Genomic DNA, 23672 nt, shown 5'->3' on the forward strand with positions numbered 1-23672 from the left:
AACCCCACCTTTTGCACATCTCGTACAGAAGGCTGGGCCATGCCTGGTTAACGGCGCGCTTAGCTACCGTTCGGGTCTTTATAAACGCCCTGCTCCTTGAGGGCGTCAACCACCTCTTTGGGCATATAGCTTTCGTCGTGCTTGGCCAGGATTTCAGAGGCCTGAAACACCCCGTCGCGATAGCTTCCGGTCCCGACCATGCCTTGGTTTTCCTCGAAAAGATCGGGCAGAACGCCGCGATAGGTCACCGCAACAATGCCATTGCCGTCGGTCACGTTAAAGCGGATCACCTCACCCTCGCCGCGCTTGAGGCTGCCGTCCTCAACCAGCCCGCCAATGCGAAACACCTCGTTCGGGGCGGGCGGTTCGGCCAGAACCTGCGTCGGCGAGCGAAAAAAGTTGATCCCGTCGCGCATGCCATAGCCAATGAGCGCCGTGGCCGCCACAAGGGCGATGGCGGCAATCGCGACAACCTGAATGCGGCGTTTTTTCTTGAGTGATTTCATGGCCATCCCCTTAAGTCACGGAAAGACCGGGGCCATCATAAGGCCGGTGGTCTCTGGTTCAGCTAACATCAGATTCGCATTTTGCAAGGCCTGACCGCTTGACCCTTTGGTCAGATTGTCGAGCGCGGCAATCACGATCACCCGTCCCGCTATGCGATCTGCGACCACCCCGATATGGCAAAAGTTGCTGCCCCGGATGTGGCGCGTACTCGGTGCTTCGCCCATTGGCAGGACGGTGATGAAAGGTTCATTCTGATAGGTGGCGACGAGCGTGTCATGGATCACCTGCGCCTCGCCCCGCACGTATCCGGTGGCGAGAATCCCGCGGTTGGCGGGGATAAGATGCGGTGTGAACTGAATATTGACGGCACGCCCGGCGATTGCCGAAAATTCCTGATCGAACTCGCCAAGATGGCGGTGCGTGCCGCCGACCGCATAGGCGTGATAGCCCTCGGAAAGCTCTGCATGCAGCAGGTTTTCCTTAAGCGCGCGCCCCGCCCCGGAAACCGCGCATTTGAGATCGAGAATGATGTCATCGAGATCAATCACCCCCGCCGCAATCAGAGGGCGCAAAATATACTGCCCGGTTGCCGCGTTACAGCCGGTGCCCGCCACAAGCCGCGCGCCCGCAATCTCGTCGCGATAAAATTCGGTCAACCCATAGACCGCCTCTTTCTGAAGCTCGACCGCCGCATGCGGGTTGCCATACCATTTTTCATACGCCGCCGGATCGCGCAGCCGGAAATCGGCGCTGAGATCGACAATTTTAAGGTCACGCGGCAGGGCCTTGATCACCTCCTGGCTGGTCTTGTGCGGCAGGGCGCAAAAACACAGGTCAATGGCGGAAAAATCAATCTGCTCGATGGTCACCATATCCGGCAGGTCAAGATGGCGCAGATGTGGAAATACCTCGGCCATGGATTGGCCCGCTTTGGAATTCGCGCCAAGGGCGGTGATTTCCATGCTCGGATGGGTAGCGATCAGCCGGACAAGCTCTGCCCCGGTGTAGCCGCTGGCGCCAAGGATGGCGATTTTATGGGTCATGGGTGACCTCGCTTTCAAATCTCAAGGGAAGAAGTAGATCGTTTCGGGCAAGCCCGCAATGCGGCCAAATGCTCGTCCGCCTTGCCAGGCAGCCTCGCTCAGGCAGCCTCGAATATGATCTGTCGTCGCAGGAATTGCGTGGCCCGCGACGAAACGCGTTTGGGCTCACCCGTGGTCAGAAATTGCGATACCTCGCCGGGCCCGGTCATTTTGGGGTGCCGGATCAGATAATCGGCAAGGCTTTCGGCCACAAGATTGGCCTGGCTATAAACCGCCACATTGGCGCCAAGCGCGTCCTGAAACACCTCCTGCATCAGCGGATAATGGGTACAGCCCAAAATCGCCGCTTCGGGGGTTGGCATCTTGCGCCGCAGCGCATCCACATGGCTGCGCACCAGAGCCTCGGCCAGGATAAGATCGCCGTCCTCGATCGCATCGACAACGCCGCCACAGGCCTGCGCCTCGACATCGACGCCAATCGCGCGAAACGCCAGCTCGCGCTGAAACGCGCGGCTGCTGACGGTGGCGGGGGTGGCAAACAGCGCCACGTGTTTCACGGCCACCTCGCGGGGCGGGGAATTGTCGCCCCATTGCCGTTCGGTCAGCGCCTCGATCAGCGGCACAAAGACGCCAAGCACGCGCTTGTTGGCGGGCACCCAGGATTCCTGCATCCGCCGCAGGGCTGCCGCCGAGGCGGTGTTGCAGGCCAGAATCACAAGATCACAGCCCGCTTGAAACAACCGGTCAACCGCCGTCGTGGTAAGGTCATAGACGTCATCGGCGTCGCGCACGCCGTACGGCGCATGGGCATTGTCGCCGAGATACACCAACGGCAGATCCGGCAACCGCCTTTGCACCGCATCCAGAACCGTCAGGCCGCCAAGCCCGCTGTCGAAAATCCCTACCGCCATATTGCGCCGTCCGCATTTGTTGCCCAAAGCCAACCTCGGATCGAAAAGGATCACCGCGGTTGGCGATACCTCATACGTCTTGCGGCGCAAAAACGCCATGAGGGAATTTCGCATCCCCGAGAAAGCGGCCGGTCACGGCGATGTCAGGGCGCTGCGCTTATTCCGCTGCCTGCGTCATCGGCGCGCCCCCGGCGTGGATCACCGCGAGCAATTCCTCGCGGCGTTTGGCGGCCTTGGCCTCATTGGCCTGTTTCACCGGGCCAAAACCCCGGATCGACAGCGGCAATTCGGCCAATGCGATCACCGCCTCACGGGTCGCTTCGCTGAGCTTGGGCAGGACCGCGTCCATATCCGCCTCGTATTGCTTGATCAACGCGCGCTCCATCCTGCGCTCGGCGGTGCGCCCAAACGGATCAAGCGGCGTGCCGCGCAGGCGTTTGAGGCGGGCAAGGATACCGAACGCGCGCAGGATGCCCGGCCCAAACTCACGCTTCACCGGGCGGCCATCGCTGCCGGTTTTCGACAGGATCGGCGGAGCAAGGTGGAACTTCATCTTGAAATCATTGCCGAATTCGGCGCGCGCCTTATCCGCCGTTTCAAGGTGCAGGCGCGCGACCTCATATTCATCCTTATAGGCCAAAAGCTTGTGATAGCCCTTGGCCACGGCCTCTTTCACCGCCTTGTCCTCAATCCCGGCCAGCCGCGCCTCATAACGCTTGGCGAGGCCCTCGCCCTGATAGGCGCGCAGGTGATCGGCGCGAAAGGCGATCTTTTCCGCCAGGGATTTGGGTTTTTGCACCACAGTCGGCGTCAGGAATGTCGTAACATCGTCGGGATATAGCGCGGCCCAACGGCCGATTTCAAAGGCGCGCAGGTTCTTTTCGACCGCCGCGCCGTTTAGGGTGATCGCCTGGGTGATCGCGTCGTGGCTGATCGGCAACAGACCGCGCTGCCAGGCTGCGCCAAAGATCATCATGTTGGAATAGATCGAATCGCCCATCACCGTCTTGGCCAGATCAGAGGCATCGAAAAGCTGCACATCCTCGCGAAGCCGCGCCTCAAGCGCCAGTTCAAGGCGATCTGTCGGCAGGTGAAACTCGGTGTTGCGGGTGAAATCGCCGGTGATGATCTCGTGACGATTGACCACCGCCCCGGTGCGCCCGGCGCGGGTAAGACCAAGGGTTTTCGCCCCGGCGCTGACCACAAGATCGCCGCCGATCAGGGTGTCACATTCCCCCGTTGCAACACGGATCGCGTTGATATCTTCGGGCGTTTCGGCAAGGCGGCAATGGATATGCACCGCGCCGCCCTTTTGCGCGAGCCCGGCCATTTCCATCATGCCTGCGCCTTTGCCGTCAATCTGTGCGGCCTGTGCCAGCACCGCGCCGATGGTGACAACCCCGGTGCCCCCCACGCCGGTAATCACCACGTTGTGGGTGCCGTTGATCTTGGGCAAGACGGGCATGGGCATGTCAGGCAAAACCAGATCGGCGGTCTGATCCTTGCGGATGACCGCGCCTTCCAGCGTGACAAAAGACGGGCAGAAGCCCTTGAGACAACTGAAATCCTTGTTACAGCTCGACTGATCAATCGCGCGCTTGCGGCCAAGTTCGGTCTCAACCGGAACAATCGAGACACAGTTCGACTGAACCCCGCAATCGCCACAGCCTTCACAGACATCGGTGTTGATGAACACACGTTTGTCGGGGTCCGGGAACAGGCCGCGCTTGCGGCGGCGGCGCTTTTCGGCGGCGCAGGTCTGGACATAGATGATGGCCGACACACCTTCGGTCTCGGCAAATCGTTTCTGCACATCCATCAATTCTGATCGCTCAAAGCAATCAACACCTTGCGGGAAGGACTTAAGGTCGATGTCTTCCTTTTCGTCATAGACCACGGCCAGGTGCTTGACCCCCATCGCATGCAATTCGGCGGCGATGCGGGGCGCATCAAGGCCGCCTTCATTGGCCTGACCGCCGGTCATCGCAACCGCATCATTGTAGAGGATCTTGTAAGTGATCGTCGTGCCCGCCGCGAGGGCGGCGCGAATGGCCTGCACGCCGGAATGGTTATAGGTGCCGTCGCCAAGGTTCTGAAACACATGGCCGCGTTTGGAAAACGGCGCCTCGCCGATCCAATTGGCGCCTTCACCGCCCATATGGGTAAAGCCGGTGGTCTCGCGGTCCATCCATTGCACCATGTAATGACAGCCGATACCGGCATAGGCGCGCGCGCCCTCGGGCAATTTGGTGCTGCTGTTATGCGGACAGCCCGAACAGAAATACGGCAGCCGGGTGGCAATTTCCTCGGCATTGTCATTGCGCCGCGCCTCGGCCAGCGACGAAAGACCCGCCTTGATGCGATCGGTGTCACGGCCCTCTCCGATCAGGATTTCACCAAGCTTTTCAGCGATCAGGATCGGATCAAGCGCGCCGCGCGTCGGGAAAAGCTCTGGCCCGTGCATCGACCCGGCACCGCCGCCCTTGTGCCAGCCATAAACCCGCCGCCCGTGACGGTCGTTAAAGATCGCCTCCTTGATCTGCACCTCGATCAGCTTGCGCTTTTCTTCAACCACGACGATCAGATCAAGCCCCTCGGCCCAATCGTGAAAGCCGATCATATCAAGCGGAAAGGTCTGACCGATCTTGTAGGTGGTGATGCCAAGACGCTCGGCCTCGGCCGCGTCCACCCCCAAAAGTTCAAGAGCATGCACAAGATCGAGCCAATTCTTGCCCGCCGCGACAAAGCCGATCTTGGCGCCGGGTTTGCCCCACATGCGTTTGTCCATCTTGTTGGCATGGCTGAACGCCTCGGCGGCAAAGCGTTTGTGGTCGATCATCCGCACCTCCTGGGCATGCGGGGTATCGCCAAGACGGATATTGAGGCCCCCTTCGGGCATCTCGAACTCTGGCGTCACAAGCTGCATCCGATCAGGGCGGCCATCCACCACCGATGTGGCCTCGACCGTGTCTTTCATCGTCTTGAGCCCCACCCAAAGCCCTGAAAACCGCGACAAGGCATAGCCATAGATGCCGTAATCAAGCACTTCCTGCACGCCTGCCGGGCTAACGACCGGCATATAGGCGTCGACCATCGCCCATTCGCTCTGATGCAGCACGGTCGAGGATTCGCCGGTGTGATCATCGCCCATCGCCATCAACACGCCGCCATGTTTCGAACTGCCTGCCATATTGGCATGGCGCATCACATCGCCCGAGCGGTCCACACCGGGGCCCTTGCCATACCAGAGGCCAAAGACGCCGTCATATTTGCCCTCGCCACGCAACTCTGCCTGCTGGCTGCCCCAAAGGGCGGTCGCGGCAAGATCCTCGTTAAGCCCTTCTTTGAAAAGCACATCCGCCTTTGCCAGATATTTAGCGGCGCGGGCCATCTGTAGATCCACCGCCCCAAGCGGTGAGCCGCGATAGCCGGTGACATAGCCCGCCGTGTGCAAGCCCGCCGCCCGATCCCGCGCCGATTGCATCAGCATCAGGCGCACAAGCGCCTGTGTGCCATTAAGCAGAACCGGCGATTTTTCAAGGTCGAAACGGTCGTTGAGGGATACCTGTTGCTTTGTCATGTCGTGCCTCCCAGCGGTTCGAGGACTATGCCACAATATACGGCAATATTAGGTCATAATTAGTGACCTACCAAGGAGATTTTCATAAAAAAATCATTGACGCCCTATGTTTTCGAACCACTTCTCTGCTATTGCGTGGCACGCCTGTGTTTCCTCAGAAAGTTAGTGCGATGGATTGGGACAAGCTTAGAATATTTCATGCGGTCGCCGATGTCGGCAGCCTGACGCATGCCGGTGATCAGCTTCACCTGTCGCAATCTGCCGTGAGCCGCCAGATTCGCGCGCTTGAGGAATCTCTCAATGCCACCCTGTTTCACCGCCACGCGCGCGGACTGATTCTCACGGAACAGGGCGAATTGCTGTTCGATGCCACCCGCGCCATGTTAAAGCGGCTTGACGCCGCCACCGCCCGCATTCGCGACAGCGAAGAAGAGGTGTTTGGCGAATTGCGCGTCACCACCACGACCGGCTTTGGCACGCTTTGGCTGGCGCCGCGGCTGACCAAACTTTACGAAAAATACCCCGACCTCAAGATTGACCTGATGCTGGAAGAGCGCGTGCTTGACCTGCCGATGCGCGAGGCCGATGTCGCCATCCGCATGAAAGAGCCAAGCCAGGCCGACCTGATCCGCAAGCGCCTGATGAGCGTCCATATGGCGCTTTATGCGTCCCCCGGCTATCTTGATAGCCGTGGCATCCCCGAGATCATTGATGACCTGCATGCCCACCGTCTGATATGTCAGAACCCACGATCAACACAGGTTGGCGCCGGGGCAATGCTGGTCAATGAGCTGATGACCAATGACATTCAGTCGGTTCTGACGGTGAACAACTATTTTGGCGTCCTTCAGGGGGTGTTGAACAATCTCGGAATCGGCGTGTTGCCAGACTATCTTACCCAGGATTTCCCAAATCTCGTGCGGGTTCTGCCAGAGGTGCAATCGGTCGAAGTGCCTGTTTTCCTCGCCTATCCAGAGGAATTACGCCAATCCAAACGGATTTCGGCCTTTCGCGATTTCGTTCAGGAAGAGATATTCACCTATCGTAAGCTGTTGAAAGAACAGGCCCTTAGCCAGTAAATTAAGCGGCAATCGGACAAGCTATGCAATTCTCGCATAGCGGGCATGCTGCACCTGCGGCATTATTTCACTTGATTGGGCGTCAGGGCGCCCTTAATTCCACCTCATGACGGTGACAGCCGCAAGGCCGGTCACCATCATACCTCCCTGTTGGACTTCGGCCGAGCTTAGTGCTCGGCCTTTTTTTTGGCCTGCCCGGATTTTGGGCAGCGACGGCTGTATTGCCGTTTTGCCGGGCACCCAGTTACCGCACTTAGATCACGGCAAGCTCACGCCCCGAAAACCGCGAGAGCCTGCGCGGCGCGCCTTTGGTGATCGCGATATTCTCTTCATGCACCATGATCCGCCCCGGCAAGAGCGCGACCCCGGGCTCAAGCGTTATCACCATTCCGGGTTCAAGAACTGTGTGATCCTTCGCCGTCAGCGACAGCCCTTCGGTAAGCTGCATGCCAAGCCCGTGACCAAGACGGCCAGCCGCGTCACCATCGCCGACGATATCCGCCATCGCACGCCAGAGATCGCTTGCCCTGGCACCGGGGCGGGCGATGTCAAACGCCGCTGCCACCGCATCGACAAGCCGGTGATGCGCGTCCTGCTGTGCCTTGGTGGCATGGCCAATCGCAAAATTGCGGTCATAGTCGCAAAAATAGCCATCCCAGACCGCCCCGGTGTCCAGCATAAGAACATCCCCCCCGCCAAGCGGCACCTCGGAGGCCGGTGAAATCACATCGCCGTACCCATCCGGCCCCGCCCCCCCGGCAAGATAGGGCACCCAATCGGCGCCCTCTTCCAACAACAGGCGTTGAAAGTCGCGAAACACCTGTGAGAGCGGCACGCCGGGCGCGGCAATCTCATGCACCCGGTCAAAGGCGCGCCCCGCAAGCCCGCAGCTATGCGCGATCTTGTCAATCTCGGCCTCTGACTTCACCGCCCGCAAGGCGGCCACGATGCCACCGTCATTGCGCCATTCAAGACCGCTTGCGCGTTTGACCCGCTCAAAATCCGCCAGCGGCATGCGCAAATGGCTTTCCGGCCCCGAAGGCACCCCCACCGGCCCGCCGGTCCCGCGCAGGGTGTCGGCCAGAAGCGACACGCCGTCATCCTCGGGGTCCGGCGCCGACCAGGTCCGAATATCGCGGATCCAGGTCTTTGCCATCAGGGCCGCGCCAATCGAGGGGATCACCGCCACCGGTGCCCCGGTGAGCGGCAGCACAAGAAACCACGGTCGGCTCGGGCTTTCCCAAAACCGCGTGAGATAGCCGGTAAAATAGCGAATATCCGGCTCTGTGGTCAAAAGGATCGCGCCAAGGCCTGCGCGTTCCATCGCCGCCTGCGCGCGCGCCAGACGCGCGCGATACTCCTCAACCGAAAAACCGCGTTTCACGCCTCGGCCTCTTCGCTGATAATGCACAAAACCCGCGCCTCTGCCGGCAGGGCCATTGCCTTCATCGCCGCCACACCTGCGGCGCCCGACTGCGTGCTTGCCGCCCCCTGCGCGGCCAGTTCGGGCAGGATCGCGTCGGCCTCGGCATCGGTGATGGTCACGAACAGATCGGCATCGCGCGCCAGCCCGGCAAGCGCAATCAATGAGGGCACCTTGCAATCGAGCCGCCCCATATTGGACACCGGGCCGGTGGTCTCGACCGGCTTGCCAGCTTGAATGCTGGCCTGAAGCGCAGGCGCGCGGTCGGGTTCGACAACGATGATTTCGGGCGCATCGCCCCAGACATGGCGAAACCAAGCCGCACTCGCCCCGGCGAGCCCGCCGACCCCGGCCTGAAGGAAAATATGCGTCGGCGGTGCGGGCATCTGGCGCGCGGCCTCTTCGGCCATGGCAAGATAACCCTCCATAAGGCGGTGCGGGATTTCGAAATAGCCGGGCCAGGAGCTGTCGGACAGCAGTGTCCAGCCATTCTCACTCGCGGCCCGCATCGCCCCGGCCATGCTGGCCTCGTAATTCGTGCCCTCGCGCACCACCTCGGCGCCCTTGGCGCGCAGGCGCTCGGCAAAGCCTTCGGGCACGGTCTCGGCCAGGTAAATCACCGCCCGCGCCCCGAAAAGCCTTGCCCCGGCGGCGACCGAAAGCCCGTGATTGCCGGCACTTGCGGTCACGTACACCTGCCCGCGCAACGCCTGCGTCAGGTCATCGGCGCCCGTCTTGGCGGCTGCATGGGCAATCACATAGGCCGCCCCGAGCGCCTTGAAACTGCCAAGCCCCATACGGCCGCGCTCATCCTTGGCCCAGACCTTTGCCTCGAACCCCTCCAGTTCACGCAACGGCGTCTCGGCGGCCTTCGGGCATTGCTTCAACAAGCCCGAAGGCCGATCCGCCGCCACACTCGGCGCGGGGGCGCCTGACAACACCTCTGCGGCCAGGCCGACTCCCCGCCAGGGGTTCTTCGCAATATCCATTCCCAACTCCTTTTCTGGCCGTGCACGCAGGACGTGCCCGGCAAGGTCTTTTCAGTCCCGGCGATCCTTATCACAAAAACGTCAGCGGACAGAAATTTACTTATAACTCATTATGAATAAATGACATTTCGGAACGCCGACAGTCAATTCCTATCTTCGCGACATTCTTTTTGGAACGCCCCGCACACCTCGACGTTGTCTTCTCACACCGCAACGAGACGCAACGTCTCTTGATAAGATCGCAGTTCAGTCTGCGGAACAAACAAGGAGAGAAACAAATGAAACTTCGCAACCTTGCCCTCGTAACCGCCCTGACAAGCGTAACAGCCCTGTCCGCACAGGCTCAAGACACTCAAGGGCACACCGACACCGATGAATTGCAGCCGGTCGCTGAAACCGGCGAGACAACCGATACAGCCAACCCGGCAAACCCGGAAAAGCACGCCGATGACTACGGTCTCGAGCCCGTTGGCGAGCAATCTCCCCAGGCGTCAATGGATATGGATGGAAACATCACCGCACCGGCGGGCATGTCCCTGATGGGCAAGGACATGACCATGGCCGAGCAGACCCTGACCAAGAACATCCTCGCTGAAGCCGACAAGGGCAGCAAGCTGATGTCGGTTGATGACAAATTGATTGGCAAGGTCGTTATGGACCACGGCAATGAAGGATCAGATCACCTGATTTATGTCGATGTCGACAAAAGCGCGGATATCATGACCGAGCGTCTGGCCTTTCGGGCAAGTACGCTCAGCGTCGAACAGGGCGGTGGCCTGGAATACACCATGTCGCTGGCACAACTTCGCGCCGCCGTTGCCGAACAGGTTGCCAAATAAGACGAAGCAATCTGTTGCGGGCTTGCGGGCCTGATGCCTAGATCCCGATGTGGCCCGGCCTTCGAGCCGGGCCACTTTTATGTCCCACCGGGGCAGATTGTCCCCTGCTCCGGTGATACGGCCCCTTCCCCCGGCCCGCGCAATCGCCTAAAGAAATGCCAACCGGACCAAAGGGGATACCATTCAGATGCAGGAACCGGCAATCACGCCCGAACTGATCGAGGCCCATGGCCTCAAGCCAGATGAATACGCCCGTATTCTCGACATTATCGGCCGCGCGCCGTCCTTCACCGAACTGGGCATCTTTTCGGCGATGTGGAACGAGCATTGTTCCTATAAATCCTCCAAGAAATGGCTGCGCACCCTGCCCACCACCGGCCCGCAAGTGATCTGCGGCCCCGGCGAAAACGCCGGCGTTGTCGATATCGGCGATGGCCAGGCGGTGATCTTCAAAATGGAAAGCCACAACCACCCGAGCTATATCGAGCCTTATCAGGGGGCTGCGACCGGCGTGGGCGGCATTCTGCGCGATGTCTTTACCATGGGCGCGCGCCCGATTGCCTCATTGAACTCGCTCAGCTTTGGCGAGGTCGCCCATCACAAGACCCGCCAGCTTGTGCATGGCGTGGTCGCGGGTGTCGGCGGTTATGGCAATTGTTTCGGCGTGCCCTGCGCCGGTGGCGAGGTGCGCTTTGATGCCGCCTATAACGGCAACTGCCTTGTGAATGCTTTTGCCGCCGGTCTCGCCGATACCGACAAGATCTTTTATTCCGCCGCCTCGGGCGTTGGCATGCCGGTGGTCTATCTTGGCGCCAAGACCGGCCGCGACGGGGTTGGCGGGGCCACCATGGCCAGCGCCGAGTTTGACGAGAGCATCGAGGAAAAGCGCCCCACCGTTCAGGTTGGCGACCCGTTTACCGAAAAGCGCCTGATGGAGGCCACGCTCGAATTGATGGCCACCGGCGCGGTCATTTCCATTCAGGATATGGGAGCCGCCGGTCTGACCTGCTCAGCCGTGGAAATGGGCGACAAGGGCGGGCTTGGCGTCAAGTTGCAGCTCGATCACGTGCCGCAGCGCGAAGACAACATGACCGCCTATGAAATGATGCTTTCTGAGTCGCAGGAACGCATGCTGATGGTGCTGCGCCCCGAGCTAGAGGCCGAGGCCCGCGCCGTGTTCGACAAATGGGACCTCGATTTTGCGATTGTCGGCGAAACCATCCCCGAAGACCGCTTTCTGATCATGCAGGGCAATGAGGTCAAGGCCGATCTGCCGCTGGCCACGCTGGCGGGCAGCGCGCCGGAATATGACCGCCCCTGGGTTGCAACCGCCCCCGCCACGCCGCTTGACGACGAGGCCGTGCCGCAGATTGATGCCATCGACGGGCTGCGCGCGCTGATCGGTTCGGTCAATTACTGTTCGCGCGAATGGGTGTATGAGCAATATGACACCATGGTCATGGCCGATACCGCCCGCGCGCCGGGCTTGGGCGGCGGGTTGATCCGCGTGCATGGCACCGAAAAGCTCTTGGCCTTTACCAGCGACGTGACCCCGCGCTATGTCGCGGCCAACCCTTACGAGGGCGGCAAACAGGCCGTGGCTGAGGCCTATCGCAACCTCACGGCGCTTGGCGCCACGCCGCTTGCCTCGACCGACAACCTCAACTTCGGAAATCCCGAAAAGCCGGAAATCATGGGCCAGTTCGTCGGCGCCCTCAAAGGCATCGGCGAGGCCTGTAGCGCACTTGATATGCCGATCGTGTCTGGCAATGTCTCGCTTTACAACGAGACCGACGGCGCCGCGATCCTGCCGACGCCGACGATTGGCGCGGTGGGTCTTATTGCCAATGCCGATCTGGCGATCACCGGCGAGGTCCGCGAGGGCCATGTCGCGCTTGTTTTGGGCGAGACGGTCGGGCATCTGGGGCAATCGGCCCTGCTGGCCGAGGTGTTCAACCGGCCTGAGGGCGACGCGCCAGCGGTCGATCTTGCCGCCGAGAAACGCCACGGTGATTTCATCCGCGCCAATCACGCGCTGATCAAGGCCTGCACCGATCTCTCGGATGGCGGTCTTGCGCTCGCGGCGTTCGAGCTGGCCGAGGCGGCTTGCGTCGGCGTTCAACTTGACAGCGGCGACACTGCGACGCTCTTTGGCGAGGATCAGGGGCGCTATCTGATTGCCTGCAACTTCGATCAGGCCGAAGCCCTGATGACTGCGGCCGGACAGGCCGGTGTTCCGGTGCAGTCGGTCGGCAAGTTTGGCGGCCATACAGTGAAATACGGCACGACCGAAGCGCCTCTGGCCGAGCTTTCGGCGATCTATCGTGGCACGTTCGGCGAGACCTTCGCCTGATCACGTTTTGCTGAGTGCCATAGCGGCCCCGCGCCCGCTATGGCAGGATCCTCGCCAGAGCCCCTGAAAGGACTGTCGATGATCCGATTTCTGCTTGCCGCAAGCCTTGCCCTTGGCGCCCTGAGCGCCACCGCGCAAGAGACCGCCCCTGACGCAGAGCCGGATGCGGTAACGCCCGATGAGACCTATGGCGAGGCGCCGATGACCCTTGCGCGGCTGGATGAGATCATCCGCGCGCTTGATCCCGAAGCCCAGACAAACGGCCGAGCGTGGCAGTTGATCATCAACGACGTGCAGGTCATGATCATCACCGATGAATCTGCGGACCGCATGCGCGCCATCACCCCGGTGCGCAAGATAGAAGAGATGAGCCAGGAGGATATCACCCGCGTTCTTCAGGCCAATTTCGACTCTGCCCTCGATGCGCGCTATGCCATCGCCAAAGACGTGCTCTGGTCGGCGTTCATCCATCCGTTGAAGGCGTTGGAAAAGGACGAATTCATTTCCGGCCTTGGTCAGGTGGTCAACCTCGCGCAGAGCTATGGGACGCTTTATTCCGGCGGCGCGCTTCAGTATGGCGGCGGCGATAGCGGCGCCTTGCAGCGCCAGTTGATCGACGATCTTTTGAAAAAAGGTCAGGAAATCTGACCGCAAGCGGGTCAGGGGGGCGCTGCCCCCCAGGCCTTTGGCCTTCCCCCCGGGATATTTTTGGCCAGAAGAAACCCTGTGCGTGGGATGAGCCCCCCAGGCATCTTGCACTCGGGCATGGCGCGCTCTACATCTGTGGCAACTGCCCAAAGGAGACGCCCGCATGGCCCTACTTGCCTCAGACCTCGAAGCCCTGATCCGCCAGACCCTGCCTGATGCCACGATCACCGTTCAGGGGGATGATGGCGTGCATTTTTCGGCCGAAGTGATCGACGAAAGCTTTCGCGGGATGAACCGCGTTCAGCAACAGCGTGCCGTTTATGCCGCCCTCAAGGGCAAGATGGATGGCCCCAACGGGGTAATTCACGCGCTTGCCCTGACCACCAAGGCGCCGGACTAGGCGCGCTTTACCTTTCCCGCTTCATCTGACGCGGCCCGATGACAAGGACTTACCAAATGACCGATGCAAAAACCCAGATCGAAGAGACTGTCAAAGCCAACGACGTGGTACTTTACATGAAAGGCACCAAGGACATGCCGCAATGCGGGTTTTCATCGCGCGTGGCCGGTGTCCTTAACTTCATGGGCGTCGACTTTGCCGATGTGAATGTGCTTGCCGATGAGGCGATCCGCCAGGGCGTAAAGGATTATTCCGACTGGCCCACCGTGCCCCAGCTTTATGTCAAAGGCGAATTTGTCGGCGGCTGCGACATCATTACCGAAATGACCCTCTCGGGTGAGTTGGACGACCTGTTCGAGAAATCCGGCGTCAGTTATGACAAGGAAGCCGCAGACAAGATCCGCGAAGCCAACGCCTGAGTTTCAGGGCTTTTTGAAGGCGGCCCCTCGTGTGAGGTGGCCGCCTTTTCATGTGCGCCGGGTCCAGCCCCAGAGGCAGAGCATTTCCATCGCCACATGAGCGCCTGCAATTGCCGTGGCGCCGGTTGTGTCATAGGCCGGTGACACCTCGACCACGTCGCCCCCGACAAGGGTGATGCCCGCAAGGTCGCGCAGGATGATCGCCGCCTGCGCCGTGCTTAACCCGCCCCAGACCGGCGTGCCCGTGCCGGGCGCAAAGGCCGGATCGAGACAGTCGATATCGAAGGTCATGTAGACATTAGCTTTGCCGACTATTTCCTTGATTTTACGTGCTGTTTCCACCGGGCCAGCCAGATGAACCTCGCGCGCATCAATCGTGGTGATGCCCAATGTGTCGGGATTCTCGGTGCGAATGCCGACCTGAACAGAGTGCTTGGGATCAATCAAGCCAAGCTTGACCGCCTTGTAAAACATCGTGCCATGATCGACCCGGTCTATATCGTCATCGACCCAGGTGTCGGAATGGGCATCGAACTGCACCAGGGCCAAGGGCCCGAACTTTTCCGCGTAAGCCTTTAGAATCGGGAAGGAAATATAATGATCACCGCCAATGGCAATGCTGGCTGCACCGGCATCAAGGATGCCCCGGATATGGCTGGTCAAGGCGCCGGGAAAGGCGGGGACATTGGCATAATCGAACGCCAGATCGCCGTAATCCACGATGTTGAGCGCGCTCAGCGGGTCATACCCGCCCCAGCCATAAGGCGGATCAAACACCTGAAGGGCGCTCGCCTCGCGGATCGCGCGCGGGCCAAGCCGAGTGCCGGGACGGTTGGTGACGCCCTGATCAAACGGTACCCCGGTGATGGCAACATCGACGCCACTCAGGTCCTTGGTATAGCGTCGTCGCATAAAGGACGTGGCGCCACCAAAGGTGTTCTCATAGCTCAAACCGCGTAAGGTTTTCCTTGTAAACGCCTGATCTACTTGTGTTTTTGCATCTTCCAGAGCCATAAAAATTCTTTCATCAAGGTTTTGCAAGCGGCTGCGCACGCTCGACAAGGCGCGCAAAAAACGAGGCGCCCACCGGGGCGACCGCATCGTTGAAATCAAATTCCGGGTGATGCAGGCCCGGCCCCTCGCCCTGGCCCAGAAACAGGTAGGACCCAGGCCGCGCCTCAAGCATATAGGAGAAATCCTCCGCCCCCATTTCGCGCGGGCGATCGTCAGTCACCGACGCGTCGCCCACGATATCGCGCGCGACCTCGGCGGCAAAGCCGGTTTTGGCGGCATCATTGACGGTCGCCGGATAGCCAAGCTCGATCCGCACTTCGGCGCGCACCCCGTAAGAGGCCGCCTGCCCTTCGGCGATTTCGCGCAGCCGACGATGCACCATCTGCTGTACATCGGGGGCAAAGGTGCGGATCGTGGCATTGATATAGGCGGTCTCGGGGATCACATTGTCGGCGCTGCCGGTGTGGATCTGCGTGACTGAGATCACCAGATCATCCAGCGGATTGCGGTTGCGGCTGACGATGGTCTGGATCGCCTGCACGATCCCCACGGCGGCGACCACCGGGTCGCGGGTGCCATGCGGCATGGCGCCATGGCCGCCCTGCCCGATGACCTCGATATGAAGCGTATCCACCGCCGCCATGATCGGCCCCGGCGTGGTTTCAAACGTGCCGGCCGCCACGCCCGGCAGGGTATGCAGCGCATAGACCTGATCAATGGCGTAGCGATCCATGATGCCCGCCTCGACCATCACCTGACCACCGCCCGGCCCCTCTTCGGCAGGCTGAAAGATAAGCGCGACACGGCCCTTGAAGTTGCGCGTTTCGGCCAGGTATTTGGCCGCGCCGAGCAGCATCGTGGTATGCCCGTCATGGCCACAGGCATGCATCTTGCCCGCCCGCTTCGAGGCCCAGTCGGCGCCGGTCGCCTCAATGATCGGCAAGGCATCCATATCGGCGCGCAACCCGATGCAGGGGCCATCGCCGCGCCCTTCGATCACCGCTACCACACCAGAGGTGGCAATGCCCTCCTCAATCTGGGTGATACCGAATTCGCGCAAGCGCTCGACCACAAAGCCTGCGGTTTCATGACAGTCAAACCCCAATTCCGGGGTCTCATGCAGATGCCGGCGCCAGGCGGTCATCTCATCGGCAAACCCGGCAATGCGATTGATCACGGCCATCTCTGGACATCCTTTTGCTCACGCGTCAGGGTCCACTCAACCCCAAAGACGAGAGCACCGCAATGGCTGATGACACCCTCATTCACGATCCCCAAGGCGGCCTGCCCCGGCTGATCGCCATCATGCGGGCCCTACGTGATCCTGTGACAGGGTGCCCCTGGGATATTGAACAGGATTTCGCCAGCATCGCGCCCTATACCATCGAAGAGGCCTATGAGGTCGCCGATGCGATCGAGCGCGCAGACTGGGGAGAGTTGCGCGGCGAGCTGGGCGATTTGCTGTTGCAGGTAATCTTTCATGCACAAATCGCCGAAGACCGGGGGCTGTTTGATGTCCATGACGTGGCCAAGGCGATTTCCGACAAGATGGTCGCGCGCCATCCGCATGTGTTTGGCGAGGAATCGCGCGATAAATCCGCCGAACAACAGACCCGCGACTGGGAGGCGATCAAGGCCGCCGAACGCGCGGCACAGGCCCAGACCGGCACGCTTGATGGGGTGGCCCTGGGGCTGCCTGCGTTACTGCGAGCGGTCAAGCTGCAAAAACGCGCCGCGCGTGTGGGGTTCGACTGGCCCGAAATCTCGCAAGTGCTCGGAAAGATCACCGAAGAAGTCGGCGAGTTGCAAGAGGCGGCGGCCGATCTGCCACAGGACAAGATCGAGGAAGAATTCGGTGATTTGCTCTTTGTGATGGCCAATCTGGCGCGGCATATGAATCTCTGCCCAGAGGCCGCGCTACGCGGCGCCAACGCCAAATTCACCCGCCGTTTCGGTCGGGTCGAGGCGCTTTTGGCCGAACAGGGCAAATCCCCGGCACAATCCGATCTTGCCGAAATGGATGCACTCTGGGATCGTGCCAAGAGTGAAGAGCGGCGCTAACCCCCGCCCGCCCGCACTGCCGCTCTTGCGGGAGCCTCCGGCGGGGATATTTACGGCCAGAAGAAACCCAAGCGCATCGCCCGTCTTCTTCTGGCTTTAAATATCCAAATCCCGCAAGTTCAACGGGCGCGCCGCTGGCGGTTAACCGAGCGCGTCGTTACAGCGCTGACAGGTGCCGGGATGGGCGTGGTGGCTGCCGACATCGGGCAGGATTTTCCAGCAGCGCTGGCATTTTTCACCATCCGCACGCTCGAATACCACGGTGACACCCTCCACCTCTGGCAGGCGGAAGGCCTCGGACGGAGCCGGATCGCCTGTAAGCTGGATGTCGGAGGTGATGCAGATATCCTCGAAATTCACCGATTTCAGCAGTGCAAGCATCTCTGCGTCGCGGGCATGGACCACCGGCGCGGCCTCAAGGCTGGCGCCGATGACTTTTTCGGTGCGCTGCACCTCAAGGGCGGCGGTGACCACCCGGCGCGCGGCGCGCACCTTGGCCCATTTCGCCGCCAGATCTGGATCAAGCCAGGTGGCGGGCGTGTCGGGAATGTCGACCAGATGCACCGAGCTTTCCTCGCCCGGGAACCGCTCCAGCCAGACCTCTTCCATGGTGAAGACAAGCACCGGCGCGAGCCATGTTGTCAGGCGGTGGAACAGCAGATCAAGCACCGTGCGCGCGGCACGGCGGCGCGCGGTGTCGCCATCGCAATAGAGCGCATCCTTGCGGATATCGAAATAAAACGCGCTCAGCTCAAGTGTGGCAAAGTTGAAAACCTGCTGGAATACCCCTTGGAAATCATAGGCTTCAAAACCACTCTTCACCCTTGCATCAAGCTCGGCCAGACGGTGCAGCACCCAACGTTCCAACTCGGGCATATCCGCCGCGTCAACCCGGTCAGCTTCTTCAAAATGCGCCAGGGCCCCAAGCATGAACCGCATCGTGTTGCGCAACCGGCGATAGCTGTCGGCGGTCCCTTTCAGGATTTCCGGCCCGATCCGCTGGTCGTTGGTATAGTCGGTCTGCGCCACCCAGAGACGCAGGATATCTGCACCGTACTGCTTGACCACCTCTTCGGGCACGATGGTGTTGCCGATGGATTTGGACATTTTCACGCCCTTTTCATCCAGCGTAAAGCCGTGGGTCAGCACGCCCCGGTAAGGTGCGTGACCGATGGTGCCGCAGGCCTGAAGCATCGAGGAATGGAACCAGCCGCGATGCTGGTCGGTGCCCTCAAGGTAAAGGTCGGCCATGCCGTCCTCTGACCCATCTTCGCGATCGCGCAGAACAAAGGCATGGGTCGAGCCGGAATCGAACCACACATCGAGGATATCATCGACCTTATCCCACTGGTCGGCGTCATGGTCCGTGCCAAGGAAGCGTTCCTTGGCGCCGGGTTTATACCAGGCATCGGCGCCTTCGGCCTCGAACGCCGCAAGGATACGCGCATTCACCGTTGCGTCACGCAAAAGAAAATCAGGGTCGGTGGGCAAAGCGCCCTTTTTCACAAAACAGGTCAGCGGCACGCCCCAGGCGCGTTGCCGCGACAGCACCCAGTCGGGCCGCGCCTCGATCATCGAATAGAGCCGGTTGCGCCCGGTTTTCGGCGTCCAGGTTACCAGTTTGTCGATCGAGGTGAGCGCGCGGGTGCGGATCGTCGTGCCGTAGTCGTCCTGCCCGTCGCCAACGGGGCGATCCACTGCAGCAAACCATTGCGGCGTGTTGCGATAGATCACCGGCGCTTTGGAGCGCCAGGAATGCGGATAGCTGTGCTTGATCTTGCCACGCGCCAGCAAGCCGCCAACCTCGGCCAGCTTGTCGATCACCGCCTTGTTGGCATCGCCCTCTTTGCCGTTGGGCTTGAGGATCGCCTTACCGCCAAACAGCGGCAGATCATCGCGAAACCGGCCATCTTCCATGACGTTATAGGTGATCACCTGTTCCAGCATACCGAGATCGCGATAAAGCTCGAATTCTTCCATCCCGTGGGAGGGGGCGCAGTGGACAAAGCCGGTGCCTTCTTCGTCGGTGACGAAATCGGCGGCGCGGAAATCTCGGGGGTCGTTCCATTCGCCGTTGCCGCCTTCGGCACCGGCCAGCGGGTGTTGCAGCGACAGGCCCGACAGTTCATCCGCGCTCACGTCGCGCAGACGGGTAAACATGCCGTCCTCAAGCCGGGCGCGGGTCATTACATCCCCGGCAAGCTTGTCGGCCAGAATGAATTTATCGCCGACATTGGCCCAGCTTTCATCGGGCGTCGAGGTGACCTCGTAGAGGCCATAGGCAAAGGTTTCGCCGTAAACCACGGCCTTGTTGCTTGGCATGGTCCAGGGGGTGGTGGTCCAGATGACGACATGGGCGCCTATCAGGTCCCGATTCTGAAGCTTGGCCCCCTCACCAGCGGCCGGATCGACAACCCTGAACTTCACCCAGATCGTAAAGCTTTCCTTGTCGTGATATTCCACCTCGGCCTCGGCCAGGGCGGTCTGCTCAATCGGCGACCACATCACGGGTTTGGAGCCTTGATAAAGCGTGCCGTTCATCAGGAACTTCTGGAATTCCTCGGCGATGATCCGTTCGGCGCGGAAATCCATGGTCAGGTACGGCTTGTCCCACTTGCCGGTGACACCAAGGCGCTTGAATTCGTCGCGCTGGATGTCGATCCAGCCTTCGGCGAATTTGCGGCATTCTTGACGGAAATCGACAATATTAACCTCGTCCTTGTCCTTGCCCTTGGCGCGGTACTGCTCTTCGATCTTCCACTCGATCGGCAGGCCGTGACAATCCCAGCCGGGGATATAGCGCGCATCGCGGCCCATCATCTGTTGGCTACGCACCACCATATCCTTGAGGATCTTGTTGAGCGCGTGACCGATATGCAGATGCCCGTTGGCATAGGGCGGTCCGTCATGCAGGGTAAAGGGCGCGCGCCCTTCGGCCTTGGCGCGCAGGCGGTCATAGATCTCAAGCCGTGCCCAACGATCAAGCCATTCCGGCTCGCGTTTGGGCAGGCCCGCGCGCATCGGGAAATCGGTTTGGGGAAGGTTCAGCGTGGCTTTATAGTCGGGCGTTTGGGCGGTGTCGGCGCACATTGCGGGCGTCCTTTGTCACTGGTCTTGCATCAATCTGGATGAGGGGCGGCGCGCTTGCTCATACGCCTTGTCCCGGCGGCTCGATCTGATCAGAGCGCCGGGCATGTAATTCGAATAATGATCGCAGTGCGTGTCATCATGGCCGCCTTATAGGCGCGCTGCCCGGCCCCGTCCAGAGGGGGGATTGCCTTGGGCGCACAGGCACGCCACATAAGGCATATGACAAACGCCCTGCCCCCCCGCTTTCCCATCACCCGACCCGAGATCGAGCATGTGGTGGCCGTGTTCTATGCCGCCGTGCGCGCGCATCCCGGGCTTGGGCCGGTGTTTGCGGTGCATGTCACCGACTGGCCCGCGCATGAGGCGCGGGTCGCGGATTTCTGGGCCAACGCGATCCTGCATGAGCGGGTCTATGACGGCAGCCCGATGGAGGCGCATGTCAAGGCGCGCAACGTTCAGCCGGGGATGTTTTCCACCTGGCTGGCGTTGTTTGATCGCACGCTTGAGCGCGAGTTGACTGGCGAACAGGCGGCGGCCTGGTCGGCGCTTGCGCATCGCATCGGGCGGTCCCTGCGCGCGGGCGTGGTCGATCGCGCCACCCTGCCCGGCGGCATCCCCAAGCTGCGCTAGGCCGAAGGCTCTGCCATATGGCGCGCGATACGTTGATTGAGCCAAGCAAGCCCCGCCAGCGACAGGCCAAGCCCAAGGAAGGACGCCACCCGCACCAGCCCGGCAAGACCCGCCATATCGACCAGAAACACCTTGGCCACGGTCAGCGCGACCCCGGCCATAGCCAGACGGCGCAGGGTCTCTGAGCGGCGCAACAGCGCCAGCAAAAGCAACACGGCCGACACCGCGATGAGCGCAATGGTGTAGCTATATAACTCGCCATCGCTGACGCCGGACACCGACAGATCGCGCCCCTGCCACAAGCGGCGGATCTCAAGCGCGCCGTACCAGGCGGCATAGGCCGAGGCGAACAGGGCAAAGACCCGCCGCAACAGGCGCGGCAGATGTCCAAGCCTCCACGCGGCCATCGCAAAGACAAGGGCAACCGGCAGATAGGCCGCCGCCAGACTGTCGAAAATCGCCGGGCCGGTGACCCATTCCTTGCGCCACATGAAGGGCATCAACGGGTTGGTCAGCACCGCCTGCGCGGCCAGCAATATCGCGCCAATCGCGCCTGCCCCTACTGCCAGGGTAACGCGCAACACGCGCATGATCCTGCCACCGACCTGAAGCCGGTAAAGCTGTGTCATCGCGGTGACAAGCCAGACCGTGGCCATCAGCCCAAGCCCGGCATGCCCCATCGCACCGAGGCCGCCAAGCCAGCGTTGCAAAAGAACGCTCGCGAAAATGGCGGCGATGTTCCAGATCGCGCTTTCAACAACAACCCGCGTGGCATGGCCCGCGCGCGGCGCCATCACCCACCAAGCCGCCCCCAGCAAGGCCAAAGGCCCGGCATGCGACAGGATCACATCGCTCAGGCTGGCCCTATTCACCGCCCAGAGAAGGCCCGGATCAAGCACAAGACGATAGCCGATGACGGCGATGCCAAGCTGTGCTACTCCGCCCAAAAGCGGTAGGTCAAAGCGTCGGTCAATCAGCGCGGTCACAAGCACCATCACCGCAAGCGCCAGCGTAAGCGCCGCCGCGCTCAGCATCACGAAAAGCGCCAGCGAGATAAGAACAATCGCGGCCCCTGCAAAGAGGGCCACGTGCAAGCGCGCCTCTTGCCCTTGGGCCTTGGCGGCGCGCATCGCAAACCAGACCATGAGCCCCGCCATCGCAATCACATGCAGCGCCCAATGGTAACCGCCGATCACATCGCCGGGCTGCCACCACAGCTCCAGGATCAGGGCCATCGCCGGGCCGGCCAGAGCCGCGCCAAGCGCCCAGAGGATCATCGCCACCACGCCGCCAGACCACCGCATCCGAAGCGCAAAGAGGGTTGAGGTCACCGCCCCGCCCAGCATCAGGACGCTGGCCGCCAGCGGCGCGGGGGTTTCCGGCAAACGCGCGGCCCCTGCGCGGAATGTCGCCCAGAGGGGACCGGACTCCAGCCCCTCAACCGCGACGAAGACAAGGCCCGCAAGCGCCGGAAGCACCGGTAGATCCTCAAGCGCAGGCGCGCGCGATGTGCCGAGCACAAGCGCCGCAATCATCGCCGCCAAAAGCCCCAGCGACAGCCAGATCGTCAACACATCGCCCGCGTCCATGGCGACAAGCACCGCGGCCGCACTGCTGAGTGCGACCATGGCGAGCGCAAGACGGGTCGGGAACTCCGGGAAATCGCCGCCCGCCATGATCCGCCGACTTAGCGAATTGCCCGCATGCAGCGGGGTCAGGCGGCGCTCTGGCACCAGTACGGCAAACAGCGTCGCCAAGGCCCAGAACGCCAGATAATGCAGCGCGCCTGCCCCGCCGAGATAAAGCAGCGTCGCGCCGCCAACCGTCACCGCAAGGGCCAGCACAGATATCCAGGCCCATCGGCGCCACGCATCCACCGCAAGCCCGACAAAGGCCAAAAGCGCGTAGTAATAGTAAAACACCCAAGGCGCATCCGACGACCCGCCGACAAGAAACGGCGCGGCGCCCGCCCCCGTCAACCCAAGCGCCGAGAGGACCGGACCATAGAACCAGCCAAGCCCGATTGCCACGGCCGCAACGCCGACAAGCGCGATCAGGGTGGCTTCGGGGCCGATCAACCCGTAAAGCGCACGCGCCGCCAGAACGGCGGCGAAAAGCGTAATCACGCCCGCGCCCGACAGAACCGAGGGCAATCCCGCCGTTGCGCCGCGCTCATCGCCGTGGCGGCGTCGGATCAACTCGCCCCCGGCAATGAGGGCGGCGCCGAGCGCCAAGGCCCCCATGACGCGCCAGAACGGGGTCAAGAGACCGTTTTCAACGCCGTATTGCACCATGAACACCCCGGCCAGCGCCAGAGAGATGCCAGCCACCGCAAGCGCCCAATTCTCGCCCAGCCAGCGGACCAGCGAGGCCATCCTGTCACCGTTTAGAACAAAGGCGCGCGGCGGGGCGGGATCGTTTGCGGCAGGGCCTGCCTCGGGGGGCGGCGGCGTCGGCGCCGGTTCAGGGCGCACCCAGGGGCCGGTGGAAGCGACCTTCGGTGCAGGCTCTTGATTGATCGCGGTGGCCGACAGGGGCCGCTCACCCGCGCCAAGCTCTACCTCAAGCGCAGTTACCCGCGCCCTGAGGCGGGCATGCGACACCAGAAGATAAGGCAGCCCGACCACCACAAGGGCGAGAATGCACAGCGCAACAATGACCACAATCGTATCCATTTCCATACCTG

Annotated in this window: 18 protein-coding genes; 8 read left to right on the forward strand and 10 right to left on the reverse strand. The window is 61.5% G+C overall.

The genetic code is table 11. From position 1 onward, the window contains the following. Positions 1-59: 59 nt before the first annotated feature. The 4 genes from ccmE to BMZ91_RS08575 form a co-directional block, all read right to left on the reverse strand. Positions 60-506 carry a cytochrome c maturation protein CcmE gene (gene ccmE / locus BMZ91_RS08560; protein WP_177193823.1) on the reverse strand — a complete coding sequence of 149 codons (447 nt, stop codon included), beginning with the start codon at positions 504-506 and terminating at the stop codon, positions 60-62. 15 nt (positions 507-521) lie between these two features. Continuing rightward, positions 522-1550 (reverse strand): N-acetyl-gamma-glutamyl-phosphate reductase, encoded by a 1029-nt coding sequence (gene argC / locus BMZ91_RS08565; RefSeq protein WP_092837107.1) that lies wholly within the window; start codon positions 1548-1550, stop codon positions 522-524. A gap of 98 nt (positions 1551-1648) precedes the next feature. Further along, positions 1649-2461, reverse strand: coding sequence for a glutamate racemase (locus tag BMZ91_RS08570; protein WP_092837338.1), 813 nt, complete (start codon positions 2459-2461; stop codon positions 1649-1651). 157 nt (positions 2462-2618) lie between these two features. After that, positions 2619-6041: an indolepyruvate ferredoxin oxidoreductase family protein gene (locus BMZ91_RS08575; protein ID WP_092837110.1), complete on the reverse strand. Its 3423-nt coding sequence runs from the start codon at positions 6039-6041 to the stop codon at positions 2619-2621. Positions 6042-6211: 170 nt separating this feature from the next. On the opposite strand from BMZ91_RS08575, the gene BMZ91_RS08580 reads away from it, so the two are divergent. Further along, on the forward strand, positions 6212-7120 hold the full coding sequence (locus tag BMZ91_RS08580) for a LysR family transcriptional regulator (protein ID WP_092837113.1): 909 nt from the start codon (positions 6212-6214) through the stop codon (positions 7118-7120). A 253-nt stretch (positions 7121-7373) separates the two neighbouring features. On the opposite strand, the gene BMZ91_RS08585 is transcribed toward BMZ91_RS08580, so the two are convergent. Together BMZ91_RS08585 and BMZ91_RS08590 are read right to left on the reverse strand one after the other, a co-directional pair. Continuing rightward, on the reverse strand, positions 7374-8504 hold the full coding sequence (locus tag BMZ91_RS08585) for a M24 family metallopeptidase (RefSeq protein WP_092837116.1): 1131 nt from the start codon (positions 8502-8504) through the stop codon (positions 7374-7376). Continuing rightward, positions 8501-9532, reverse strand: a complete 1032-nt coding sequence (locus tag BMZ91_RS08590) for a pyridoxal-phosphate dependent enzyme (protein WP_092837119.1) — start codon at positions 9530-9532, stop codon at positions 8501-8503. The genes BMZ91_RS08585 and BMZ91_RS08590 overlap by 4 nt, the downstream gene beginning before the upstream one ends. A gap of 278 nt (positions 9533-9810) precedes the next feature. Here BMZ91_RS08590 and BMZ91_RS08595 point away from each other — a divergent pair, with 278 nt between their 5' ends. The 5 genes from BMZ91_RS08595 to grxD all read left to right on the forward strand — a co-directional run bounded on the left by BMZ91_RS08595 (position 9811) and on the right by grxD (position 14191). Further along, entirely contained in the window at positions 9811-10371 is a 561-nt protein-coding gene (locus BMZ91_RS08595) for a hypothetical protein (protein WP_092837122.1), read from the forward strand. A 187-nt stretch (positions 10372-10558) separates the two neighbouring features. Then, positions 10559-12724: a phosphoribosylformylglycinamidine synthase subunit PurL gene (gene purL / locus BMZ91_RS08600; protein WP_092837125.1), complete on the forward strand. Its 2166-nt coding sequence runs from the start codon at positions 10559-10561 to the stop codon at positions 12722-12724. A gap of 78 nt (positions 12725-12802) precedes the next feature. Next, a complete protein-coding gene (locus BMZ91_RS08605; protein ID WP_245736267.1) occupies positions 12803-13372 on the forward strand; it encodes a YbjN domain-containing protein in 570 nt (189 codons plus the stop codon). A gap of 163 nt (positions 13373-13535) precedes the next feature. After that, a complete protein-coding gene (locus tag BMZ91_RS08610) occupies positions 13536-13772 on the forward strand; it encodes a BolA/IbaG family iron-sulfur metabolism protein (RefSeq protein ID WP_092837128.1) in 237 nt (78 codons plus the stop codon). A gap of 56 nt (positions 13773-13828) precedes the next feature. Then, the gene (grxD, locus tag BMZ91_RS08615; protein WP_092837131.1) at positions 13829-14191 is read left to right on the forward strand and encodes a Grx4 family monothiol glutaredoxin; all 363 of its coding nucleotides are present in this window, start codon (positions 13829-13831) and stop codon (positions 14189-14191) included. A gap of 48 nt (positions 14192-14239) precedes the next feature. Here the strand turns inward: grxD and speB are convergent, their stop codons facing one another. After that, the gene (gene speB, locus BMZ91_RS08620; RefSeq protein WP_092837344.1) at positions 14240-15205 is read right to left on the reverse strand and encodes an agmatinase; all 966 of its coding nucleotides are present in this window, start codon (positions 15203-15205) and stop codon (positions 14240-14242) included. 13 nt (positions 15206-15218) lie between these two features. Beyond that, positions 15219-16388, reverse strand: a complete 1170-nt coding sequence (locus tag BMZ91_RS08625) for a M20 aminoacylase family protein (protein WP_092837134.1) — start codon at positions 16386-16388, stop codon at positions 15219-15221. Between the two features lie 62 nt (positions 16389-16450). Between BMZ91_RS08625 and mazG the strand changes: the two genes are divergently transcribed. Next, on the forward strand, positions 16451-17266 hold the full coding sequence (gene mazG, locus BMZ91_RS08630) for a nucleoside triphosphate pyrophosphohydrolase (protein ID WP_092837347.1): 816 nt from the start codon (positions 16451-16453) through the stop codon (positions 17264-17266). Positions 17267-17407: 141 nt separating this feature from the next. Here the strand turns inward: mazG and ileS are convergent, their stop codons facing one another. Next, positions 17408-20356 carry an isoleucine--tRNA ligase gene (gene ileS / locus BMZ91_RS08635; protein ID WP_092837137.1) on the reverse strand — a complete coding sequence of 983 codons (2949 nt, stop codon included), beginning with the start codon at positions 20354-20356 and terminating at the stop codon, positions 17408-17410. 219 nt (positions 20357-20575) lie between these two features. Here ileS and BMZ91_RS08640 point away from each other — a divergent pair, with 219 nt between their 5' ends. Then, the gene (locus tag BMZ91_RS08640; RefSeq protein ID WP_092837140.1) at positions 20576-20986 is read left to right on the forward strand and encodes a group III truncated hemoglobin; all 411 of its coding nucleotides are present in this window, start codon (positions 20576-20578) and stop codon (positions 20984-20986) included. On the opposite strand, the gene BMZ91_RS08645 is transcribed toward BMZ91_RS08640, so the two are convergent. Beyond that, positions 20983-23661 (reverse strand): DUF2339 domain-containing protein, encoded by a 2679-nt coding sequence (locus tag BMZ91_RS08645; protein ID WP_092837349.1) that lies wholly within the window; start codon positions 23659-23661, stop codon positions 20983-20985. The two genes, BMZ91_RS08640 and BMZ91_RS08645, sit on opposite strands and share 4 nt — an antisense overlap. Positions 23662-23672 lie beyond the last annotated feature (11 nt).

The sequence above is a fragment of the Roseovarius lutimaris genome (assembly GCF_900115165.1).
GTDB classification, from domain to species: Bacteria; Pseudomonadota; Alphaproteobacteria; order Rhodobacterales; family Rhodobacteraceae; genus Roseovarius; species Roseovarius lutimaris.

Coding starts and splice junctions, on each gene's coding strand:
- BMZ91_RS08625 (WP_092837134.1), bottom strand. CDS start 16,388: ATGGCCGTGATCAATCGCATTGCCGGGTTTGCCGATGAGATGACCGCC.
- BMZ91_RS08570 (WP_092837338.1), bottom strand. CDS start 2,461: ATGGCGGTAGGGATTTTCGACAGCGGGCTTGGCGGCCTGACGGTTCTG.
- speB (WP_092837344.1), bottom strand. CDS start 15,205: ATGGCTCTGGAAGATGCAAAAACACAAGTAGATCAGGCGTTTACAAGG.
- BMZ91_RS08645 (WP_092837349.1), bottom strand. CDS start 23,661: ATGGATACGATTGTGGTCATTGTTGCGCTGTGCATTCTCGCCCTTGTG.
- BMZ91_RS08640 (WP_092837140.1), top strand. CDS start 20,576: ATGACAAACGCCCTGCCCCCCCGCTTTCCCATCACCCGACCCGAGATC.
- ccmE (WP_177193823.1), bottom strand. CDS start 506: ATGAAATCACTCAAGAAAAAACGCCGCATTCAGGTTGTCGCGATTGCC.
- BMZ91_RS08580 (WP_092837113.1), top strand. CDS start 6,212: ATGGATTGGGACAAGCTTAGAATATTTCATGCGGTCGCCGATGTCGGC.
- argC (WP_092837107.1), bottom strand. CDS start 1,550: ATGACCCATAAAATCGCCATCCTTGGCGCCAGCGGCTACACCGGGGCA.
- purL (WP_092837125.1), top strand. CDS start 10,559: ATGCAGGAACCGGCAATCACGCCCGAACTGATCGAGGCCCATGGCCTC.
- BMZ91_RS08575 (WP_092837110.1), bottom strand. CDS start 6,041: ATGACAAAGCAACAGGTATCCCTCAACGACCGTTTCGACCTTGAAAAA.
- BMZ91_RS08595 (WP_092837122.1), top strand. CDS start 9,811: ATGAAACTTCGCAACCTTGCCCTCGTAACCGCCCTGACAAGCGTAACA.
- BMZ91_RS08590 (WP_092837119.1), bottom strand. CDS start 9,532: ATGGATATTGCGAAGAACCCCTGGCGGGGAGTCGGCCTGGCCGCAGAG.
- mazG (WP_092837347.1), top strand. CDS start 16,451: ATGGCTGATGACACCCTCATTCACGATCCCCAAGGCGGCCTGCCCCGG.
- BMZ91_RS08610 (WP_092837128.1), top strand. CDS start 13,536: ATGGCCCTACTTGCCTCAGACCTCGAAGCCCTGATCCGCCAGACCCTG.
- grxD (WP_092837131.1), top strand. CDS start 13,829: ATGACCGATGCAAAAACCCAGATCGAAGAGACTGTCAAAGCCAACGAC.
- BMZ91_RS08605 (WP_245736267.1), top strand. CDS start 12,803: ATGATCCGATTTCTGCTTGCCGCAAGCCTTGCCCTTGGCGCCCTGAGC.
- ileS (WP_092837137.1), bottom strand. CDS start 20,356: ATGTGCGCCGACACCGCCCAAACGCCCGACTATAAAGCCACGCTGAAC.